This is a genomic window from Cohnella sp. GbtcB17 (assembly GCF_019091135.1).
Taxonomy (GTDB): Bacteria; Bacillota; Bacilli; order Paenibacillales; family Paenibacillaceae; genus Cohnella.
The window spans coordinates 214,666-233,334 of the sequence record NZ_JAGXJW010000001.1 but is presented as its reverse complement, the minus strand read 5'-3'; the positions used below and the strand labels follow the sequence as shown (position 1 = coordinate 233,334).

Below are 18,669 nucleotides of genomic sequence, written 5' to 3'. Positions count from 1 at the left end.
TTCGATCCATGTCGGCTTTCCATCTCAATGAATCAGTGCTCGTCGCCCGGCTGACCGTAATAAGCGTTCGCGCCGTGCTTGCGCAGATAATGCTTGTCGAGCAGCTCCTGCTGCATCGACGGAATGCCAGCGTTCAGCTGCCGTGTATGGTACGCCATCTTGGCGACTTCCTCCAGCACGACGGCGTTGTGCAGCGCGTTCATCGCGTTCTTGCCCCAGGCGAACGGCGCATGGCTGTACACCAGCACGCCCGGTACCTGCTGCGGGTCGATTCCGCGGAACGCCTCGACGATAACGTTGCCCGTCTCATGCTCGTAAGCGCCTTCGATCTCCGCCGGCGTCATCGCCCGCGTGCACGGGATCGTCCCGTAAAAGTAGTCCGCCTGCGTCGTGCCGAGCGCCGGAATGCCCTGTCCGGCCTGCGACCAGATCGTCGCCCACGGCGAGTGCGTATGCACGATGCCGCCGATGCCGGGAAACGAGCGGTACAGAACAAGATGCGTCGGCGTATCCGAGGACGGCCGCAGATCGCCTTCGACGACGTTGCCTTCCAGATCGAGCACGACCATCTGCTCCGGCCGCAGCTCCTCGTACGGCACGCCGCTCGGCTTGATGACCATCAGGCCCGATTCGCGGTCGAAGCCGCTGACATTGCCCCAGGTGAACGTGACGAGCCCGTACTTGGGCAGCTCGGCGTTCGCCTGGCATACTTCCGCTTTTAATCGCTCCAGCATGTACGCACATCCTTTGCAACTTAAAAATGAATATCTTCGAACATACCTTTGCCCGACGGCGTCTCATGCCTCAAAGAAGCTCGAGAGCCTGAAGCTTGAAGGCATCTCATGGGCGCCTGGTTGACATTACGTCTGTCTGTTTTGGGTTCGTTTACATTATAACTTGTACGTACATGTGTGTCGAGTATTTAACGGCGTAGATAAAAAAGGACCCGCATCGCTGCGGGCCAAGTCTTCCTAAATCTACAGCCTCTCCCATTTCACTTCCTTAAACTCGCAGCAGCGGCGCCGTCGAGGTCCGCAGTACGAGCTGCGGCGCGAAAACATGGCCGCCGCCGGCAACGTCCTTGTCCAGCATCGTCACCAGCAGATTCGCGGCGAGCTCGCCCAGCTCCGCCTTCGGATGGGAGACGGTCGTCAGCTTCACCTCGGTCGCGGTCGCAAGGAACGAATCGTCGAAGCTGACGATCGACAAATCTTCGGGAACCCGAAGCCCCTCCTCGCGGATGACGTCGAGCAGCGATACGGCGAGCTGGTCGTTGTAGCAGACGATCGCCGTCGGCGGCTCCGGCCGCGCAAGCAGCTCGCGCAGCGCCTCCTGCGGCCTGGCATCGCGATTTTCCGTCCGGTAGCGCACGAGCAGGTCCGGCGGTACGGACAAGCGGCGTTCGCGATGCGCCTGCACGAACCCCTTCATCCGGTGGACGCCCTGGAGGTCGTCGGTCTTGAACAGTCCGGCGATCGCGCGGTGTCCGGACGCGAGCAGATGCGCCGTCGCCAGGACGCCGCCCGCTTCGTCGTCCACCTTCACGCAGGGCCAGTCCAGATCCGGATACTGCTCGTTGATCATGAGCATCGGAATGCCGTGGTACTCCAGCGCCATGAATGTTTCGTAATTCGGGTTGCCCTCCGCGCTTTTCGTAGGCTCGACGATGAGTCCGCACACGCCCTGCGTCAGCATCGTCTCCAGGCTCTCCCGCTCCTTCTCCTTGCTGCCTTCCGTGCTGGACAGCAGCAGCCGGTAGCCTTTCTCCTTAAGCGCAGCCTCGACGCCCCGCACGATGGACGGGAAAATATAATCGGAAATATGCGTCGTGATCAAGCCGACCATCCGGCTGGCGCCGGGCCCTCTGCGATCGCCCTGAAGCTTCGCCACGAATGTGCCTTTGCCCTGCTCGCGGGATAGCCAGCCTTCGCTGACGAGCTCGCCGATCGACTGCCTGACCGTCTGGCGGCTTAAGCCGAACTGCTCGGCCAGCTCGTTCTCGGACGGCAGCTTGTCTCCCGGACGGTACTTGCCCCCGGCGATCCAGGAGACGATCTCTTCCTTTAACCGCTGATACTTCGGGTATTGCGGATTCAACCCGTTCACCTCGCGCAAAACGTATAACAGCTATTATAGCACAGCGGCGAACTTGTACGTACAATCAATAGCCGCCGGCCGACCGCCGTTGAACGGTCAGCCGTTCCAGCGCGCCACGAGCATCTCAAGCTTTTGTCCGTCCAGCGTCGGCACGACGAGATCCGCTTCAGAAAAGTCGAGTCCCGCCGTCATGGCGTTCGGTACGGCGATGCCGTACAGACCGGCGGCCTTGGCGGCTCTCAGCCCGTTCAGCGAATCCTCGATGGCCACCGCCTCGCCCGGTTCCACGCCAAGCGACTTCACGGCCAGCCGGTACAGCGCGGGGTCCGGCTTTACCTTTTCCACGTCGTCCGCCGTGTGGATCGCGTCGAAATGTCTCCGCAGATCGAGCCGCTCCAAGTGCGGCTCGATCCAAGCGCGGTAAGAGCTTGTGGCGAGGCCGACCGCGAGCCCCAGCCGCTTCGCCTCCTCCAGCGCGTCCAGAATGCCCGGCAGCAGCGGCACCTGGTGCACCATCCCGGCGTACAGCTCTCCGAACCGGGCGTCGAACCAGGCGCGATCGATTTCCTCTCCGGTGAAGGCCGACAGCTCCGCGCACGCGTCGAAGCCGTGCAGCGTGCCGATCGCGCCTGCCCATTTATCCATCGGCAGCTCGTGCCCACGCTCCCTGAAGATCCCGTTCATCGCCTCGTAAGTCACGGTCTCCGTATCCAGTATGGTCCCGTCAAAGTCGAACACAACCGCCTTGATCATCGCTATCGTCAACTCCCTTTCTGCTTCCCGGCAGCCCCGCACCGTACGTCGTTCAGCCCGTTTGCCTCGTCCTGCATCTTGAGTTACTGTATCACGCTGAAGTCCGGAGCGGCAAGCTGGAACGCTGTGCGCCCGCACGACGGCGTCCGCCCGCGCATATTGTGCCTATATCGAACGAATTGACGCCGCTGTGCGAAAGGTGTATCGTGACCGTACAATAGAGAGGAGCCTGTAAGCCATGGTGACGCTGAAATCTCCTCAGGAGATCGAGCATATCAGAGCGGCGGGAGCGGTCGTAGCCGCCTGCCACAAGGAAATTCGCAAGATGATCCGTCCAGGCGTGACGACGTGGCAGATCGAGGAGCTTGTCGAGGACGTCATGGCCAGCTACGGCGCCAAGCCGTTCACGAAGACTTACAAAGACTATAAATTCGCCACCTGCGCTTCCGTCAACGACGTGATCGCGCACGGCTTTCCCAACCATACCCCGCTTCAAAACGGAGATATTGTGACCATCGATACAGTCGCGGAGCTGAACGGCTGGCTCGGAGACTCGGCATGGACTTATGCGGTCGGCGACGTCTCGCCGACGGCCGAGAAGCTCATGCGCGTCACGAAGGAATGCCTGGATATCGGCATCCGGCACGCTGTCATCGGCAACCGGATCGGCGACGCGATGTATCCGCTGCACAAGCATGCGCAAGCGAACGGCTTCTCCTGCGTCCGCGAATTGGCCGCGCACGGTATCGGCAGAGAGCTGCACGAAGAGCCGAACTTCATCCATGTCGGCATCCCCGGCAAGGGCTTCCGCTTCAAAGAAGGCATGGTCATCACGATCGAGCCGATGATCAACGAGGGAACTTGGCGCATGACGATCGACGAAGACGGCTGGACCGCGCGCACGATGGACGGCAAGCTGTCCGCGCAGTTCGAGCACACGATCGCGATTACGAAGGACGGCCCCGTGATTCTAACTTCGCAAGACTGAGAAAAAGCCTTCGGCTCTACCGGGTTCGGTAGAGCCGAAGGCTTTTTAATATTGGAGCCGCGTTAGGCGCGCACCGTCAGCAGCACCCGATTGGACGAAGGATCGGTGACGAGGTAGCCGTCCTCCACCTGTTCCGACGGAATCCCCTGCTCGCCCAGCACATTTAGAATTCGCGCAAGCTCCGCGGTGTCCGGCAGCCGGACCGTGAAGAAGATCAGTCCGGGCGAATTCGCGGGAGGCGGCGGAGCGCCGACGCCCGCCCATGTATTCAGGCCGACATGGTGATGATAGCCGCCTGCGGACACGAACAGCGCCTGGCCGCCGTAGTTCGCGACGATATCGAAGCCGAGCGCGTCGACATAGAATCGCTTCGCCTCCTGCAAATCTCTGACGTGAAGGTGCACGTGTCCCATCACGGTGCCGGCCGGCAGTCCGGTCCAAGGCTTATCGCCGGCCAAGGCGAGCAATCCCTCGATGTCGACCGGATCCGTCGCCATCGCGACCTCTCCCGTCGGCGTGTAGGACCAGGTGTCCCGCGGGCGGTCGGCGTACACCTCGATGCCGTTGTCATCGGGATCGCTCAAATAGATCGCCTCGCTCACAAGGTGATCCCCTTGACCGACGGGCACGCGGCGCTGCAAGAAGTTGCGCACCGCGAGCCCCAGCGCTTCGCGCGTCGGCACGAGGATTGCGAAGTGGTAAAGCCCCGTGCGCCTGCGCGGCGCCGGAACCGCGCCCACGGACAACTGCTCAAGTTGAAGCAGCGCGGCTGGCCCGCCTACGCCCATGTTAGCCGTGTTGCCCTCGCGAGAGATCAGCTTGAGGCCGATGATATCTTCATAAAACCGGATGGATCGATCAAGCTCTGAAACCTTTAAATGCACGGTGCCGAGGTCCGTATCGGGATGGATGGAACGCGTCATAAGGACCGTCCTCTCTGCCATTTTTATAAAGTAAATTACTTTTGGTAAGTTACACTTTATCCGATTCGGCACTGACTGTCAAGCCGCGCAGGTCATGATGGAGTCATGGCGCTGCCGCACCGGTCTCGCTGCGTTTGAACGCTATCCCCTCCAGTCAGGAGAAACGAGGCAGGGTTTCGATACGTTTTAACAGTATCCCCTTCCGTCAGGAAGCCTGCGAACAAGTCTTCGTCACGTTTTAACAGTATCCCCTTCCGTCAGGGAATGCTGCTGCATGGGCATCGCTACGTTTTAACAGTATCCCCTTGAATCAGGAACGGCTTCCCTCATTCAGAATGCCCACGCATTGGAGCAACTGAACGGCAGAGGTAGGACATGGATAAGGATAGGATCGTGGATAAGGGTGTGGCCGAGCAGTTTTACTGTTTGAAGGGGATATTGTTAAAACGGTAAAAATGAAGCCTTTTGTTCGGGCAGGGCGGCTCTTCTGCCGCCTCTGCCGGTGCAAGCGGCACTTGTTCAAAATCAATCAAGCCTATCCTGTGCTCTCAGCGTCTTAATGCCGGCAATGAACGTATCCACCAGCAGGCGAAACGTGACGTCCAGATCCAGCGGCATGCCGAAGCCGCCTTGACGCTCGATCGAGACGAAGCCGTGCAGGACGCTGCGAATGCCGCGCACGGCGTGAATGGCCGCGTCTCCGTTTAGGCCATAGGTCTCGATGACGCGGACGACAAGGGAGACGACCCGGCCGCCGGCTTCGCTCAGCTCGAGGTCTTCGGGATCGGGAGCCCGCTGTACCGCTTCGTACAAGCCCGGATGTTGGCGAGCGAAGTCGAGATAAGCGCGGCTAAAAGCGTGCAAGACTTCGTCGCCCGAAGCTCCGGGCAATACGGTTTTAAAGCGGGCCTCCATCTTGGCGAGTCCCGACAGTGCCAGCTCACGCCGCAAATCGGGCAATCCGTTCACGTGATTGTACAGAGAAGGCGAGCGGATCTTCAGCTTTTGCGCGAGCGATGCCAGTGTCACGGACTCCAGGCCGTGCTCGTCGGCCATCTCCGTGGCAGCCTGCAGCAGCGTCGCCCGGTCAAGGCCGATTCGCGGTGACATGGCTGGCCCCTCCCTTGCCTCGCGCTTCCAGGCTGCGCTCCGCGGCGCGCACTGCAACGTTCATCGCCTCTAGCGGGTCCGCGATCATCCCGCCGTGCCCGACCGCGAGCAGCGTCGGCTTCAGTCCGACGAGCCGCTTGGCGGAACGGAGCGCCTCGGCTGCGCTCCAGGTCGCCATCGCCGGGAAAGGGAACAGCGGCTGCATCTTCCCCGACACGGCCATGCCGCCGCGTACCTGGAAGGCGTCTCCCGCGATTAAGGCGCCCGTGCGCGTATCCAGAAAAGACATCGAGCCGGGCGTGTGGCCGGGCGTCGCTACCGCGAGCAGCGAGCCTACGCGGTCGCCGTCGGCAAGCAGCGTATCCGGCCGGGTACGTATGGCGTCAGGCTTCGGCACGTCGCCGCGGATCGGAGATTGGATCTCGCTCGCATCCAGCGACTTGTCTCCAGCGAGCAGTCTGGCATCCCGCGCGGAGATGAGAACCTCGGCATCGGGCAGCGCCGACTTCAGCCGGTCGAGCGCGCCGATATGGTCGCCGTGCGCATGCGTCAGCAGGATGCGGCGGATCGGCTTGCCTAAGCGGGCCGCCGCGTCGATGATTCCTTTTGCGCTGTAAGGAAGCGCTGCGTCGATCAAAGTCAAACCGTCCAGCTCCTCCACGAAATACGCATTGACCGGAAAAAAACGTGGCATGAAGGATAGTTGTTGCACGTTCGTGCGTGTCGTCATTCTCATGTTTTTAACCTCCGTTTTGCAAAACTAATCTTATTAGTTTTAATATAACTAATATCATTAGTTTTTGCAAGCCTAAATTTTCCGCGCGACTTCAGTACAACGACAAGAAAATACACTCATTAGCGACAAGAAAGTACCCCAATAATAGTTAAAGGTTAATTCCACGACAAGAAAATCCCTTTTATTAGTGATTAGTCTATTTACTTGGCCAGTCATTCTCTAATCCCTCAATTATGAATTAGGACTTCACTGTATTTCGCAGCCAGCAAAACGTCCGATTTTTTTATCAGGAATCCTGCTCGATACTTACTTCCCTGGATAGTTTGTAATCATTCAATTATTGATTTTTAAATGCCTTCATTACCTTCTCATACATAACATGGAAGTCGAATTGACTCAACAGTGCTAATTCTTCTTCCTTATCTTTATGGTTCTCGAATATAAATATAATTTCGATATCGGAAGTATCGCTATAAAGAAATCCAGCAAGAACTTTTTTTTGTGAATCTGTTAAATCGGATTCTTTAATAAAACGGAGCATAAAAAAGAACGAGTTAAAAAAACCGCTTAGTATTTGATAATTAACCATTGAAGCCTGAATACTGCGTTTTACTCGATACATCTCTCTAAGCGCAGCAACACCTTGCATTAACTCATCATTGCTTTTATATTTTACCGAAGATAATCTTTTCTCCTTCGTTTTTATCATTTCAACCAATGCACTAAGAGCAATTTGAAAATTCAAAAGGTTCTTTTGACTTTCAAGCTGGTCTGCTGATCGGGCTGTTTCTTCTCTCTGAAGCTTTAATTCTTCAGTTTGCATTTTAATAGCTTCCAACTGCAAACTTAAATCTTTTCGTTGCATTGAGATTGTGAAAATAATGCCGGCGAATGCTAAGCCAGAAAATAGTGAATTAATAGCACCAAACATATCTCCCGCTGTGCCACGTTGAGGCCCCCACCACTCAGTCATTAAATATCCGGAACCAATCCATAATACAAATATCGCCACAGCCCAATAGACAAACGATTTATAACTCAGAATACTCAGTCCTTTTCCGGGTAAAATTGTTGTTCTTCTTGACCTGATCCACGCCGTCGAAACGAGCCCGTCCTTGTTGAAATTTGGATCCGGCTCGGAGCCGCGGGTTCACATACGCGCGGCTCCGGCCACTCGGCAGATCGCCAAAAAACATGCCGCTGGCGTACCGGTAGCGCTTCGACCACACAGCCTGCACAGCCGTCGCATACCACAGCTTGCGGATAACTATATCCGTGCTGGCTTGGCTTGGATTTATGTATGAATGAACAAAATCCCCACATCAATTGTAAGTGGGGATTGTTCATACTACTCTTTGTTTTTGAAGCATTCTTCGCAGATGCCATCATCAACAAGAAATTCAACTTTCTTGCCGCAATTCGAACATTGGCATTCATTTTTGCTCATTGAGCTCACCCCTTTCTAGGCTTAAAGGAAACAATGTTTCCAACATTAGACTCCTCCAGAAGGAAACCATTCCCAACGTTTGTCAATGCCTCGATTTCTTCCCTGCTCAACTTTAAGTCGTTTATAATGTCATGCTTCGACTTAACTGCATGCTGGATAATTAATTCGACTGATTGTTTAAGCAAGGTAGGCTCTTCAAAAGGCAATTCATCGTCTAAAGGTTCTGATTTCAGCCAATTGTTTTTGGCTAGTTTCTGACGCACATTAACATGCTGGAACTCGCTAAAAACACCTAGTTTGTTCGCTCTATAAGCTATTGCAGCGATGGATACCTTCCAACGCTTTTTTAATGCTATAAGGTGATCCATTGAAGTTGAATATACTTCATTGCCAAAGCTGGCTGCAGGAAGTAAAAATGAAGAGGCGAACCGATTGGCTTCCTTCTCAATACTTTTGTAATTTTCCTTCCAAAAAAATTCATTTGGTTTTAAGTGAGAATGCAAGACCCAATGACCTAGTTCATGAGCGGCGTCGAACCTTGAACGAGACGCTGTTTTATCGTTACTAAGCAAAAGCAATGGTCGTGATTTCTTTGACCATACAGAACATGCATCTATGGACATGCTACTAAATGTATCCCTTGCAGCCACTACTCCTTTTTTTTCAAGGAGTAGCACGAGATCACTAATGGGGCCATTTCCAAGACCCCAATGTTTTCTCACTTGCGACGATAAGGAATCGATATCTCCAAATTCTAAAGGTTCATACTTCTCGTTTGAAATTAATTGAGGAATATCTACATTTGGAAACTCCAAAATTTCTTCAAGGTATTCATGTATTTCATTCAGCCATTTTAAACTTGTGCTGTGTACCTTTTTTGATTTAACGGTAGCTGCAGCTCGACTTCTAAAAAATACAACATCCGCTTCTGTGATGGTATTCTTGCTTGGAGATTTTATAAAGAATTGTACTGGTAATTTTAGAATTTCAGACAGCCTTTCCAGAGTTTCATAACCGGGAGCACTTTTTCCGGATTCAAATTTTGATATCGCTTGATGTGAAATACCAATCAACGATGCTAATTCTACAGTCGACATTCCCCTGGCTTCTCTAGCCTCGGTCAATCTCAAGGGTTCAAAATTTGCAATCCGGGTAACGCTATTCACTTTTCTCCACCTCTGAAACAAATTTCCTAAATCCAACTAATTGTTCTTTTTCAATTTTCTCTTCTTGTTCCAATTCAGTGGAGTTAATTCCGACAAGCCTAGGCTCGTTCAATAAATTAATCCGATCATTCCAGTGGTTTGGCATCCCGAGATTGACAAACCGAGGTGAATCACCGCCGCTACTGTATGTTAGCAAAAGATATATTTCATCATTAAATTGAATGTTTTCTTCACCATCGAATAAAAGAATTCCTTGGTTTGCGAATTGCAGCTTTTTTCTAAAAAATGCAGGACGGGCTACTACATATGGAGTTGCCACTTGGCTTAAGGTAATTTTTGCAGAATTGGAATGAAGCATTAAGTACTTGTATCTACCCTTAACGGTCTCTTCGATCGAGTATCGCAACGGCAATCTTCCTTGATCAATTTCTTGCGCAAATAGGTAGCTTATAGCTATCGGCCTAAGATACCCTTCGTGATGATGTCCAATTTCCCAATCTAGAAGAGAGAGATGCCTCAGAGACTCTGATGCGAGTTTGTATCCGCGTTCAACTATGGACACCATTTGCGATCGTGCTTGAATGGAGATTTCGCTTTTTATTAATGAAGAAGCGTGAGGCGGTGTATAAATTTCCATAAAACCTCTCCTTGACAACCATCGTTGCAACCATTTTACTAAAAAACAAAAAAATCCGCAACCAAATATAGCAAATAAAAAGCAACCTGTTTTTTCAGGCTGCTGAGAACGGTGCCAAGCGAAGGTGCTTCCTTCATCCGAAACCTATTCAGCCGAACATTTCAAGGCCTCAAGAATAAATACACACAGTTGTTCAGACATAAGATCACTGCTAAGCATCGGATCTCGAATAACTCCTAAAAAAAACTCCCATGGACGGGACATAAGAATTAAACTTGTTATAAAGATCATTGTTGAATCTAATGAATCAAATCTGAATAAACCTTTACTTTTACCCTGGATGAGGATTTTTCTTAATTCCGTCCACAATGGGTTAACTAAGAATTGAATGATTTCATCACGAGGTCTGGGTAACGAAATTTCATGTTGTAATATCAGAATCATTTCTGGATCATTTATCTGAACGTTAATAACTTCACTAACTATGCTTTTCAACCGTGCAACAGGATCCACCAGACTTTTATCATCATTTATTCTAATAAGTGATAACGGCATAAATACTTGAAACAAAGAGATTAAAACATTTTCTTTGAGTCGGAAATTATATTTAAGCATCATGACATGGACACCTGCTTCTTTGCATATTTCGTAAATAGTGGTATTGTAGAATCCATTTTTAGCGAATAGCTTTTTAGCAGCGATTAGGATCTTCATACTCGCTTGATCATTGCCGTAATACATCGAATCACCTCATTTACAAGATATCTACAAATTTAATAACAGAATATCCATGTTTTATTATTGTATTCATCATTGAACACAATTTGTGTTATATTTTTGAATGTGTAATTGCTTCTATACTAAGGTGTAGAGGTGATTTTAATGAATGATGATGACTTTATCATCACTCCAAAAGAGGATAAATCGGTCACGATTACTATACGAGTAGATAAAGCATTGCAAGAAAAATTCGATCACCTTTCAAAAATAAGTAATCGTTCAAGAAACGAATTAATTAACTTAGCACTCGAATATGCAATGAAGAACGCAAAGTTTATAGAACGAACCAGCGAATAAAGATGACTCCCTTACCTAAACGGGAGTCATCTTTTTTATCATCGGACTGTGTTCATTTTTGAATACAATTTGTGTTTATAGGGAACACAGGTATGTAACATCACTTAACAAAGGAGAAGGCGTAATGAGGAACACGGTGGCCGTTGTAACCTCTCAGGGTATTCTCTATCAGAACCATTACTACACCTGCTGGAGAGCTATTTCAGAACAATGGTTTGACCAAGCGAGCGCTTATCTCATGCTGGAGTTAGACGTCCAAGTCAAAGATGATTTGTTATACATAGTTTTAGAATCAGGAGAAAGCATCACATTATCAATAATATCTTCAACCAAAAAATACACTACGAATGAGCGAGAGGAATACTTCGTCAAGCTTAATCAGCTCAAATTAGAAAAAGGATCTATAAAGAATGATAGGAGCTGAAATTAATTGAATCTGACGTGGAACCCATTATGGGTTAATCCGTTTGAATCACCTTGGTCAATTATCGAAAAAATAAAATATTCAAATGCCATAACTGCACGAGACTTGATTCGTAAATATGGAACAAGAAGTTCAGGTGGCAAGCTGGTAAATCAGTGGAACGGTTTGTTAAAGTTTAATGGTATTGACCATTCGCTATTATCTCAATCCATAGGTACGGATTACAGCAAGCATTCAGAGTTGTATCTTAATAAAATGGTCGGAATGTTTCCTGAAAGTGGTACAGATTATCTTATCAACAAAGAACTTTATTTTTGCGATGACTGTCTTTCAATGGGCTACCACAGCCTATTACATCAGTTCGTTTTTGCTACAAAATGCCCATTTCATCTGAGCCCTTTAAGAAATACCTGTAGGAATTGCGGAAACTCTCCCTCATGTGATAGACACGATCATTACAGTAAAGCCGGTTTTCAATGCTCCTGCTCAAATTACTACACTAAACCGAAGTTTACTTCTATGTCAGATTGGCAATTAGACTTAACAATAAATGACGAAATAATCACTAAGTGGATCTCAATGGATTCATCCACATTTAATCGAATTAAAAATTCTTATTTTTTTATACCGAGTTTAATTACTATGAGCAACCCATTACAGTTTATCATTAGATTTGGAACTAGAAATGATGCAGAAATGTGTATTGGCTCAGATTGCTAAAAAAAGCAGCCGCACTATACGCGACTTGCCCTCTGACATATTTGTCGTGTTTATTTCATAGGGGTATACTAGGAGTGTATCCTTTATCTTATCACGTAGGGCTTAATGGTAATCGTGTTACAGCCATACACGACACCGTGTGCGTTAGTAGCATACAGCAAGTTCATCAATAGAGACTTTAAGGACATTGATACTATTGTTGATTACAATATTGGGCTCGAAATCTGACCAATTGTGCCAAAAGGGGCTTTGATCTGTCCGATAAAGCTGCATTCCACATTGGCACGTATAGGGTACAGGTACCGCTATATTATGAAAGTAAATCTGTGTCTTACATATATGACAACACTCTAAAAGCTCTTCTAAATGATATGGACATTCATCTATTAATTTATACTGATGCAAATAACTATGGTAATTAAAGCTAATACAAGACTTACAATATCTTAAATGAGAGTGAAATACATGCATCGGGTCTCTAAGGAGGTGGGTATCCTTAATCAAGAGTTTGTACATGCTGTTCATTATTTTATTCAGATCAATACCTGTTAGTGCCTCGAACTGATGTCTAGACTCATTGGACAATTTATTAATGTTTCTTCTCGAAAGTTTCCCATAAAATTCGGGATCAATACTTCCAAGTAGCTCGTTTCCAGTAATCATATTTGCAATTTTTATTTTCTCAATTATTGACCATATGGACTCATAGGGCCTTTGCCATTCCTGTCTCCAATTAATCATGAATCTTCGTCCACCTTCCAAATAAACTATTTTAAAACTTAATATTACCTGTGTTATCCGTTTCCATGGCTAATATACGGACAACATTGGAAGATATAAAAGAGCCCAGCAGAATAGGGGTCGGAGCAGAATAATCCGCTTCGCCCCCCATCCTGCTGGGCTTTTCTTGTTATATCACATATTGAATCCGCCGACGAAGCCGGACGCAGCATCGAAGAGCCAGAGCAGCCTGCTGAGCAATCTGCAGGCTGACCGAAACGGCGCATCGGTTACTGATCCCATTTGAGAACCGCCGAGAAGGTTACCATTACAGTTTTTTCTTTTTTGGTTCCCACAGGCTCTTCCCCCGCGGAATCACAACAGTAGTCTTTGAATTGTTGAAGTAGTTTACTCAACGTTCGTTTTCTATTTTTCATGAACTAATTTTGATCATTAAACATCATAATTACACGAGCCTTATTATATATCCGATGAGGAATGTGAATTACGGAAATGCTTTCTGAAGCTCTATATTCATCAAAAAGATCAATAATTTGACGAGGTGGTTGTTCCTCATACGTTAGAGAGGATATTAATCTCAATATTACCAGTTCGGTTTCTTTGCTCAATTTTTCTAACGAATTAGCTTCCCGATTGTTCCAAGCACCTAAATATTGACCTAACTTGAAAGCCGTAAGCTCTTTTCCAATCAGACTATACTCTAAACTTTGTATGTGTGATTGAATATGTTCCGCTAATTCCTTAGCAAGTGACCAACCGTTCGGACGTTCTTCTTCGCCTAAAACATAAGGGAGTACATAATCAAATAATTCTTTAAGCTTGTTTCTCAGTTCTACTTGCTTTTCACCTTTAAATATAACTTGAAAAATGGAGTCTAAGTTAATAACTAATCGCTTAAATTCCTTTGGACCTTCTTGTGTTGGAAATGAGCCAAATAACCAACCAAGTGTCTCGTCGATGTAAATCCCTAGGTATGCCGCATCATAAAGAGATATAAGCCTATTTTCCTTTATCAATTCAACATTATTAGTAAGGGACATTTGAGGATAATGTTTATGAAACACTTTTTCGTCATTTAACAATTCTTGAACTATATCATTCCAGAATATAATACCAATCGGGAATTCACCTTTTTGAAGCCTATCTTTTGATAAAACTCGAAGTTCTCTCTGGATTTTTGCATCTTGTGGTGACGTGGTAGCAATGTAATATGCTTCAAGAGAGGGAGCGAAGGAATTAGCTTTTGTTATTTCAGATAGAATAGTGTTTAAGTCAATTTCATAATCCGTAAGCTTGCATTGCACACCTACCAAGCGTCCTAAATCATCTTCTCCATATATATCGACACCTTGTTGAGATTGTCCCTGCCTTCCATTCCTTTGTAAGTTAGGACTATTCCATTTCAACTTTAAACTGTCACGTGTGATTTCTTCAAATTCATCCCAACTTTTAGGGAATGGTATGACAGCAGACGATATTGTCGGCATAAGATTCACCTTTTCATCGTTTATAAGTTAGAAGAGAATGGCAAGCAAAGATATGTGTAAAATTTAAAACAGATATTTTTTTAAAAAAATGGCTTTAGCACTAGCCGGCTATTACGACCGGCTGGCTTCTTTTTCATAGTGACAAATTAGAGTATCCAATTGAGCGCACCTGAGCTACAGAGATTGGGGACTGAAATATCGTTGTAATCGACACTCCAACTGGAGCTAGTGTTCCTCTGCTGCAGCTACTTGTTGGAAACTGCTAGAATGCCACACTCGTTGAATATCTACTTCGGGGATGTTCCAACTAGAAAATGCTTCTCGAAGCTCATTCCACTCTGGCTTTTCCAATAAATAATACTCAATCAACTCTTGAATACGATGTTGAAGCGGAACTTCTAATGTGAGTCCGTATGCTGTTTTTATTATATTTAGTAAGCGGATTGGAAGCTCGTCCAATTGTTTATTCTTAAAATATTCATATGCCGCATATGATTTTGAGGTCCCCTTCTCATATGTATCAGGCATTTCAGCTTCAAAAGTATGTTGCAAAACGTACTTTTGATTTCCTCTCACATCAGCAAGTTGCTCTAACTTATAATTTATCGTAATGGCTTGCTTTAAAGTTGAAATGCTTCTGCGGTTGTTGTCTTTTCCAAGCTCTGTAATATCGCAGTCGTGAACAACCGTGTATGGTATACCAAAGCTATTTAATACATTTAAAATGACATACATGGTTGGCTTTCCAGCGCAATTTACAACTGTTGTTCTGTAGTAGTCTTCCGGTGATAAGAGCCCATCCTCTACAAGCTTTTCACCAATATATTTAAAAGCAACAACCTCCGTGTCACCTTCTACTAGGATTGCACGTTTTGCAAAGAATACTTCATTAACATGAGGATTAAATTTAAGTAACGCTTGGAATTTATCCCTTTCTTCATCAGGCATTCCGTAAACATCAGATGAAACTTGATGTGAAAACACATTTTGTTCGGGATTCAATGCAAACCGAATTAAAGTTCTATTCGGCTTCGATAAGTCAATGAAATTAGCAGAATGAGATGTAGCTATTACTTGAAAAAGCGGATCATCAGCAAGTTGATACAATGTATCTTTAAATACACGTGCAATATGTGGATGAAGATATAACTCAGGCTCTTCGATTGCGAAAATAATAGGTCGCCGAGCAGCAATTTCTTCTTCAGTGAAGCGACTTTGATATTTCTTATATCCCTTTAACATAGATACTATAAAAGTCCTTTGAACGCCGCTGCCTTGTGAGCTAACGTCTGTTTCCATACCATTATAATGAAATACCGCATTTATTGAAGAACTGATAAAATCGTCTAATGGCTTGAAATTAATCCGAAAATTCACCGAAGCAGTAGTAACCTCATTTAAAAAAGATTGAACTTCTTGTTGAAAGAAATTTATCCTTTCATTTTCATGTGTATTTATCTTCCTTTGCAGTTCCCTAGTGTTTTCAAGAGCATGATTATATTCTTCAATACCTTGGATGATGTCTTTATATAAAGAAGAAAGCATTTTCACATTTTCAGAGTTGTTTTTTATTTCGTCACCTGCATCCTTCACTGCCGGTACATAGAGCACATCTGGGAATACATTCAAGAAATGAGAACCATTCGCACCCCCACCTAAACGACCAGTCCAACCTTCCGGCTCCAGATCATGGATCGCTTCGCCTGTCTTTTTAGACAATCGCTCAACGTCTGTACCGAATTGATAGATCGCGCGGACAATGAAGGTATTTGTATCTTCATGCATTGAGGCTCTTATTCCTCTCATGTCAGCCTCTTCACTGGTGATGTCAGTGAAAGTAGCATGAAAGGATATCGGTTGTGTCGTGTCGTATTTATAATAATCAGAAGCTTCCAGCCGTTTTTCTTTACTTCCAAACTGTTTGATTGCCTGTAAGACTGTACTCTTACTGCAGTTATTTGGGCCTATAATGATACTGATGTTCTCCAGACTAACTTCAAGTTCCCTAATACCTCTAAAATTCCGAATTGTTAATTTTGACAGTTTCATAAGAGTCCCGCCTCAGCAAATGTTAAATTTATCCACTATAAATAAGGATATCTTTTTACATGAAATTTGTCGATACAGCAATTTAAAGTTGTGTTGGCCAAAGCAAATACCTCGTCCATAGGACAAGGTATTTGCGAGCGTGCACATATAATTAACCCGCAATCCGGTAATCGGATTGCAGTTTGTGCAGCAAAGCATGAGTTTATTGGGACAGTACAAGCTGAAATCTACCCTCGCTCTTGAACGTTTTTTCCTTGCCGTCTGGAAGTATAACCATCGCAGGTACACCATCCGGAACTTTAGCAAGAAGTTCAAAGCTGTTTCCACTGAGTTTCCATTCCACCGTCACCATTCCATATGCCGACGGCACGCTGCCTTTCGCCCACTTGAGAGTGGAAAACCGTCGACCTCGAACAACGTCTTATCGAAGTAAATCAATCTCTGACCTACGTAAAAGGAAAAAACATCATCAAATTCCCAAAAACGAAAAGCTCCATCAGAAGAGTTTCTATCCCAGAGGTATTGGTAGAAGATATTAAACGGTATAAGACACAATGCATCCGTGAGAGAGAGCAAATGGCCGATCGTTGGGCAGGAGGGGATCATTTCTTTGTCTTTTCGCTTTGAATGGAAAGCCGTATTATCATACCGTTCCAGGGACCTGGTTCCGTCGGTTTTTAAAAAGAAAAAAAGCTAAAACCAATTCGATTCCATGATTTAAGACATACTTCAGCGACACTCCTTATAAACCAAGGCGTTCATGCAAAGACAATCGCCGGCAGACTAGGGCATGCAGATATTCGGACACAATGAATATATACGGTCATGCTTTGTTGGATGCAGATCAAATTGCGGCGAAAACTTTAAATGCAATGTTGTCCCCAACAATTGACAAACTCACTTAATACTGTTAATTCCTTAAGTAGAAGAACTATAAATCGAGAAAAGAGCCCGGAAGAGATTTCGGGCCAGACAGGTAAAATTAAGAAACAATTCGATACGGCTTGTCTAGGAAATTGTGTACGTTGTACGCCAGTACTTTGCCTTGTCGCCAGCTCAAGTCCAGGATGAATCCACCGCGCAGCCTCATGCCCTTAAGCTCGCCGCTTGCCATGCTCTCGGGCAGCGCCGGCAGAAGACGGATGTCGTACGCCGTAATTCTGCCTTCTGCATCCGTCGCTGGACTGCACTGGGCGATGGATTCGAGGATCAGTGCCGGCACGCCTCCGCTGATATCGGCATTGAAGAGAGAAGGGCCATAGTCGTGCGAGGAAGCGAATGTGGCGTAATAATTATTTTTCGCCATCGATTGTAGCATCGTCTCCACCATCTCGGGGTCCCGCAAATGCGTGGCTGCCATTCCCATCTGAACCAGCCCGAATGCCATCGTCCCCTGCTCGTTCTTTTTTAATTCCCGCTTCAACCGGTACGCCTTCTCGCAAGCCTCATACAAGGCACGATCGCTTCTGATCTCTTCGGGGATATCGTAATACAACATATACAGCTGCGAAGCGTGGCGATGGTCGTAGCGATCCTCGTAGTACGGCGAAACCCCATTCCTTCAGCGCCCCGTCTTCATTGATCCGGTACGCCGCATCTTCGCCAGCATGGCCTCCCACTTTCCTACCGGTTCATCGTCGAGGCCAAGCGTCCGGCAGCCGACGATTAGGTTCGTGAACAGCTCCTTGGCGACGGCGATGTCCATCGTCGCATTGACGGTCGCCGGACTATTCCGATGAAGAGGCGTATTTTCGGGCGAATAGGACGGACTGAACAGCCAGCGGCCGTCCGCATCCTCGATCAGGAAGTCTTCGTAAAATAAGGCTGCTTCCTTCATGAAGGGCAAATACACGCGTCTTGAAAAAGCCGTCGTCTCCCGTATAGAGCCAGTAGTCGTAATAAAAATGAGCGGACCACGCCGCGCCCGCTGTCCAGAACAGCATCGGGTAGGCCGTACTAAAATGAATGTCGTAGCCGCTTCCGCTCGTACGGGAAGGAATATGAATGCCGCGGCAGCCGTACAGTCTCCTGCTGTTCTCGCGGTAGTGCGGCAGATTGGCTTCCTGGTAATCGAAATAGCTCAGCAGGCTTTCAAAATCCCCCGAGGGCAACAGACCGGCGATCGCCGTTTGAACGTTGCCGTTTTGCGTATAGTCGCTCGACCAGGGCACGCGGTAGCTGCCGGCCCATACGCCTTGCAGATTCGGCGGGTGCTCGCCGCAACTGGACAGAATCTCGTAGCGTCCGGCATTGAATATTTTCTCGATGAACGCAGGAGAAGCGCTGTCAGAGCGTCTGGCCTCCTCCCACAAAG

At 47.4% G+C, this 18,669-nt stretch carries 20 protein-coding genes and 1 pseudogene; 5 read left to right on the top strand and 16 right to left on the bottom strand.

Features of this window, described 5'->3' with window-relative positions; translation table 11 throughout:
- Window positions 1-32 precede the first annotated feature (32 nt).
- The 3 genes from araD to KVT38_RS00810 form a co-directional block, all read right to left on the bottom strand.
- Entirely contained in the window at window positions 33-734 is a 702-nt protein-coding gene (gene araD / locus KVT38_RS00820) for an L-ribulose-5-phosphate 4-epimerase (protein ID WP_217591776.1), read from the bottom strand.
- Window positions 735-1,002: 268 nt separating this feature from the next.
- Complete coding sequence (locus KVT38_RS00815) at window positions 1,003-2,097, bottom strand: GntR family transcriptional regulator (RefSeq protein WP_217591775.1); 1,095 nt, start codon at window positions 2,095-2,097, stop codon at window positions 1,003-1,005.
- A gap of 96 nt (window positions 2,098-2,193) precedes the next feature.
- A complete protein-coding gene (locus KVT38_RS00810) occupies window positions 2,194-2,850 on the bottom strand; it encodes an HAD family hydrolase (RefSeq protein ID WP_217591774.1) in 657 nt (218 codons plus the stop codon).
- Window positions 2,851-3,088: 238 nt separating this feature from the next.
- Here KVT38_RS00810 and map point away from each other — a divergent pair, with 238 nt between their 5' ends.
- Complete coding sequence (map, locus tag KVT38_RS00805) at window positions 3,089-3,838, top strand: type I methionyl aminopeptidase (RefSeq protein WP_217591773.1); 750 nt, start codon at window positions 3,089-3,091, stop codon at window positions 3,836-3,838.
- Window positions 3,839-3,900: 62 nt separating this feature from the next.
- Here map and KVT38_RS00800 read toward each other — a convergent pair whose 3' ends face one another.
- From KVT38_RS00800 to KVT38_RS00770, 7 genes are all read right to left on the bottom strand, one after another.
- Entirely contained in the window at window positions 3,901-4,761 is an 861-nt protein-coding gene (locus KVT38_RS00800) for a VOC family protein (protein ID WP_217591772.1), read from the bottom strand.
- A 525-nt stretch (window positions 4,762-5,286) separates the two neighbouring features.
- Complete coding sequence (locus KVT38_RS00795; RefSeq protein ID WP_217591771.1) at window positions 5,287-5,871, bottom strand: TetR/AcrR family transcriptional regulator; 585 nt, start codon at window positions 5,869-5,871, stop codon at window positions 5,287-5,289.
- Window positions 5,849-6,607, bottom strand: coding sequence for an MBL fold metallo-hydrolase (locus KVT38_RS00790; RefSeq protein WP_217591770.1), 759 nt, complete (start codon window positions 6,605-6,607; stop codon window positions 5,849-5,851). Before KVT38_RS00790 ends, KVT38_RS00795 begins: the two co-directional genes overlap by 23 nt.
- Before the next feature lie 337 nt (window positions 6,608-6,944).
- The gene (locus KVT38_RS00785; RefSeq protein WP_217591769.1) at window positions 6,945-7,580 is read right to left on the bottom strand and encodes a hypothetical protein; all 636 of its coding nucleotides are present in this window, start codon (window positions 7,578-7,580) and stop codon (window positions 6,945-6,947) included.
- Window positions 7,581-8,059: 479 nt separating this feature from the next.
- The gene (locus KVT38_RS00780; protein ID WP_217591768.1) at window positions 8,060-9,220 is read right to left on the bottom strand and encodes a helix-turn-helix domain-containing protein; all 1,161 of its coding nucleotides are present in this window, start codon (window positions 9,218-9,220) and stop codon (window positions 8,060-8,062) included.
- On the bottom strand, window positions 9,213-9,857 hold the full coding sequence (locus tag KVT38_RS00775; protein WP_217591767.1) for a hypothetical protein: 645 nt from the start codon (window positions 9,855-9,857) through the stop codon (window positions 9,213-9,215). Before KVT38_RS00775 ends, KVT38_RS00780 begins: the two co-directional genes overlap by 8 nt.
- A 144-nt stretch (window positions 9,858-10,001) precedes the next feature.
- On the bottom strand, window positions 10,002-10,598 hold the full coding sequence (locus tag KVT38_RS00770; RefSeq protein WP_217591766.1) for a TetR/AcrR family transcriptional regulator: 597 nt from the start codon (window positions 10,596-10,598) through the stop codon (window positions 10,002-10,004).
- Between the two features lie 141 nt (window positions 10,599-10,739).
- Between KVT38_RS00770 and KVT38_RS00765 the strand changes: the two genes are divergently transcribed.
- The 3 genes from KVT38_RS00765 to KVT38_RS00755 all read left to right on the top strand — a co-directional run bounded on the left by KVT38_RS00765 (window position 10,740) and on the right by KVT38_RS00755 (window position 12,078).
- Entirely contained in the window at window positions 10,740-10,934 is a 195-nt protein-coding gene (locus KVT38_RS00765) for a CopG family ribbon-helix-helix protein (RefSeq protein ID WP_217591765.1), read from the top strand.
- Between the two features lie 124 nt (window positions 10,935-11,058).
- Window positions 11,059-11,358: a hypothetical protein gene (locus KVT38_RS00760; RefSeq protein ID WP_217591764.1), complete on the top strand. Its 300-nt coding sequence runs from the start codon at window positions 11,059-11,061 to the stop codon at window positions 11,356-11,358.
- A gap of 6 nt (window positions 11,359-11,364) precedes the next feature.
- The gene (locus KVT38_RS00755; protein ID WP_217591763.1) at window positions 11,365-12,078 is read left to right on the top strand and encodes a hypothetical protein; all 714 of its coding nucleotides are present in this window, start codon (window positions 11,365-11,367) and stop codon (window positions 12,076-12,078) included.
- 1,160 nt (window positions 12,079-13,238) lie between these two features.
- Here the strand turns inward: KVT38_RS00755 and KVT38_RS00750 are convergent.
- The 3 genes and pseudogenes from KVT38_RS00750 to KVT38_RS35485 all read right to left on the bottom strand — a co-directional run.
- Window positions 13,239-14,306, bottom strand: a complete 1,068-nt coding sequence (locus KVT38_RS00750; protein WP_217591762.1) for a hypothetical protein — start codon at window positions 14,304-14,306, stop codon at window positions 13,239-13,241.
- A gap of 225 nt (window positions 14,307-14,531) precedes the next feature.
- A complete protein-coding gene (locus KVT38_RS00745) occupies window positions 14,532-16,355 on the bottom strand; it encodes an ATP-dependent nuclease (RefSeq protein ID WP_217591761.1) in 1,824 nt (607 codons plus the stop codon).
- A gap of 202 nt (window positions 16,356-16,557) precedes the next feature.
- Window positions 16,558-16,740 (bottom strand): annotated as a pseudogene (locus KVT38_RS35485) (alpha-L-rhamnosidase C-terminal domain-containing protein); the annotation flags it as partial.
- A 317-nt stretch (window positions 16,741-17,057) separates the two neighbouring features.
- On the opposite strand from KVT38_RS35485, the gene KVT38_RS35480 reads away from it, so the two are divergent.
- Entirely contained in the window at window positions 17,058-17,168 is a 111-nt protein-coding gene (locus KVT38_RS35480; protein WP_368859038.1) for a tyrosine-type recombinase/integrase, read from the top strand.
- A gap of 169 nt (window positions 17,169-17,337) precedes the next feature.
- Here KVT38_RS35480 and KVT38_RS00730 read toward each other — a convergent pair whose 3' ends face one another.
- From KVT38_RS00730 to KVT38_RS00725, 3 genes are all read right to left on the bottom strand, one after another.
- Complete coding sequence (locus KVT38_RS00730; RefSeq protein WP_217591759.1) at window positions 17,338-17,778, bottom strand: glycoside hydrolase family 95-like protein; 441 nt, start codon at window positions 17,776-17,778, stop codon at window positions 17,338-17,340.
- Window positions 17,779-17,916: 138 nt separating this feature from the next.
- Complete coding sequence (locus tag KVT38_RS35845) at window positions 17,917-18,192, bottom strand: glycosyl hydrolase family 95 catalytic domain-containing protein (RefSeq protein WP_483298150.1); 276 nt, start codon at window positions 18,190-18,192, stop codon at window positions 17,917-17,919.
- Window positions 18,083-18,667: a glycosyl hydrolase family 95 catalytic domain-containing protein gene (locus KVT38_RS00725; protein WP_217591758.1), complete on the bottom strand. Its 585-nt coding sequence runs from the start codon at window positions 18,665-18,667 to the stop codon at window positions 18,083-18,085. Before KVT38_RS00725 ends, KVT38_RS35845 begins: the two co-directional genes overlap by 110 nt.
- Window positions 18,668-18,669: the final 2 nt, after the last annotated feature.

Excerpts from the sequence above, each read along its gene's own strand:
- KVT38_RS00795 (WP_217591771.1), bottom strand. The coding sequence starts at position 5,871 with ATGTCACCGCGAATCGGCCTTGACCGGGCGACGCTGCTGCAGGCTGCC.
- KVT38_RS00765 (WP_217591765.1), top strand. The coding sequence starts at position 10,740 with ATGAATGATGATGACTTTATCATCACTCCAAAAGAGGATAAATCGGTC.
- KVT38_RS00775 (WP_217591767.1), bottom strand. The coding sequence starts at position 9,857 with ATGGAAATTTATACACCGCCTCACGCTTCTTCATTAATAAAAAGCGAA.
- KVT38_RS00800 (WP_217591772.1), bottom strand. The coding sequence starts at position 4,761 with ATGACGCGTTCCATCCATCCCGATACGGACCTCGGCACCGTGCATTTA.
- araD (WP_217591776.1), bottom strand. The coding sequence starts at position 734 with ATGCTGGAGCGATTAAAAGCGGAAGTATGCCAGGCGAACGCCGAGCTG.
- KVT38_RS00750 (WP_217591762.1), bottom strand. The coding sequence starts at position 14,306 with ATGCCGACAATATCGTCTGCTGTCATACCATTCCCTAAAAGTTGGGAT.
- KVT38_RS00770 (WP_217591766.1), bottom strand. The coding sequence starts at position 10,598 with ATGTATTACGGCAATGATCAAGCGAGTATGAAGATCCTAATCGCTGCT.
- KVT38_RS00760 (WP_217591764.1), top strand. The coding sequence starts at position 11,059 with ATGAGGAACACGGTGGCCGTTGTAACCTCTCAGGGTATTCTCTATCAG.
- KVT38_RS00810 (WP_217591774.1), bottom strand. The coding sequence starts at position 2,850 with ATGATCAAGGCGGTTGTGTTCGACTTTGACGGGACCATACTGGATACG.
- map (WP_217591773.1), top strand. The coding sequence starts at position 3,089 with ATGGTGACGCTGAAATCTCCTCAGGAGATCGAGCATATCAGAGCGGCG.
- KVT38_RS00785 (WP_217591769.1), bottom strand. The coding sequence starts at position 7,580 with ATGACTGAGTGGTGGGGGCCTCAACGTGGCACAGCGGGAGATATGTTT.
- KVT38_RS00790 (WP_217591770.1), bottom strand. The coding sequence starts at position 6,607 with ATGAGAATGACGACACGCACGAACGTGCAACAACTATCCTTCATGCCA.
- KVT38_RS00745 (WP_217591761.1), bottom strand. The coding sequence starts at position 16,355 with ATGAAACTGTCAAAATTAACAATTCGGAATTTTAGAGGTATTAGGGAA.
- KVT38_RS35845 (WP_483298150.1), bottom strand. The coding sequence starts at position 18,192 with ATGAAGGAAGCAGCCTTATTTTACGAAGACTTCCTGATCGAGGATGCG.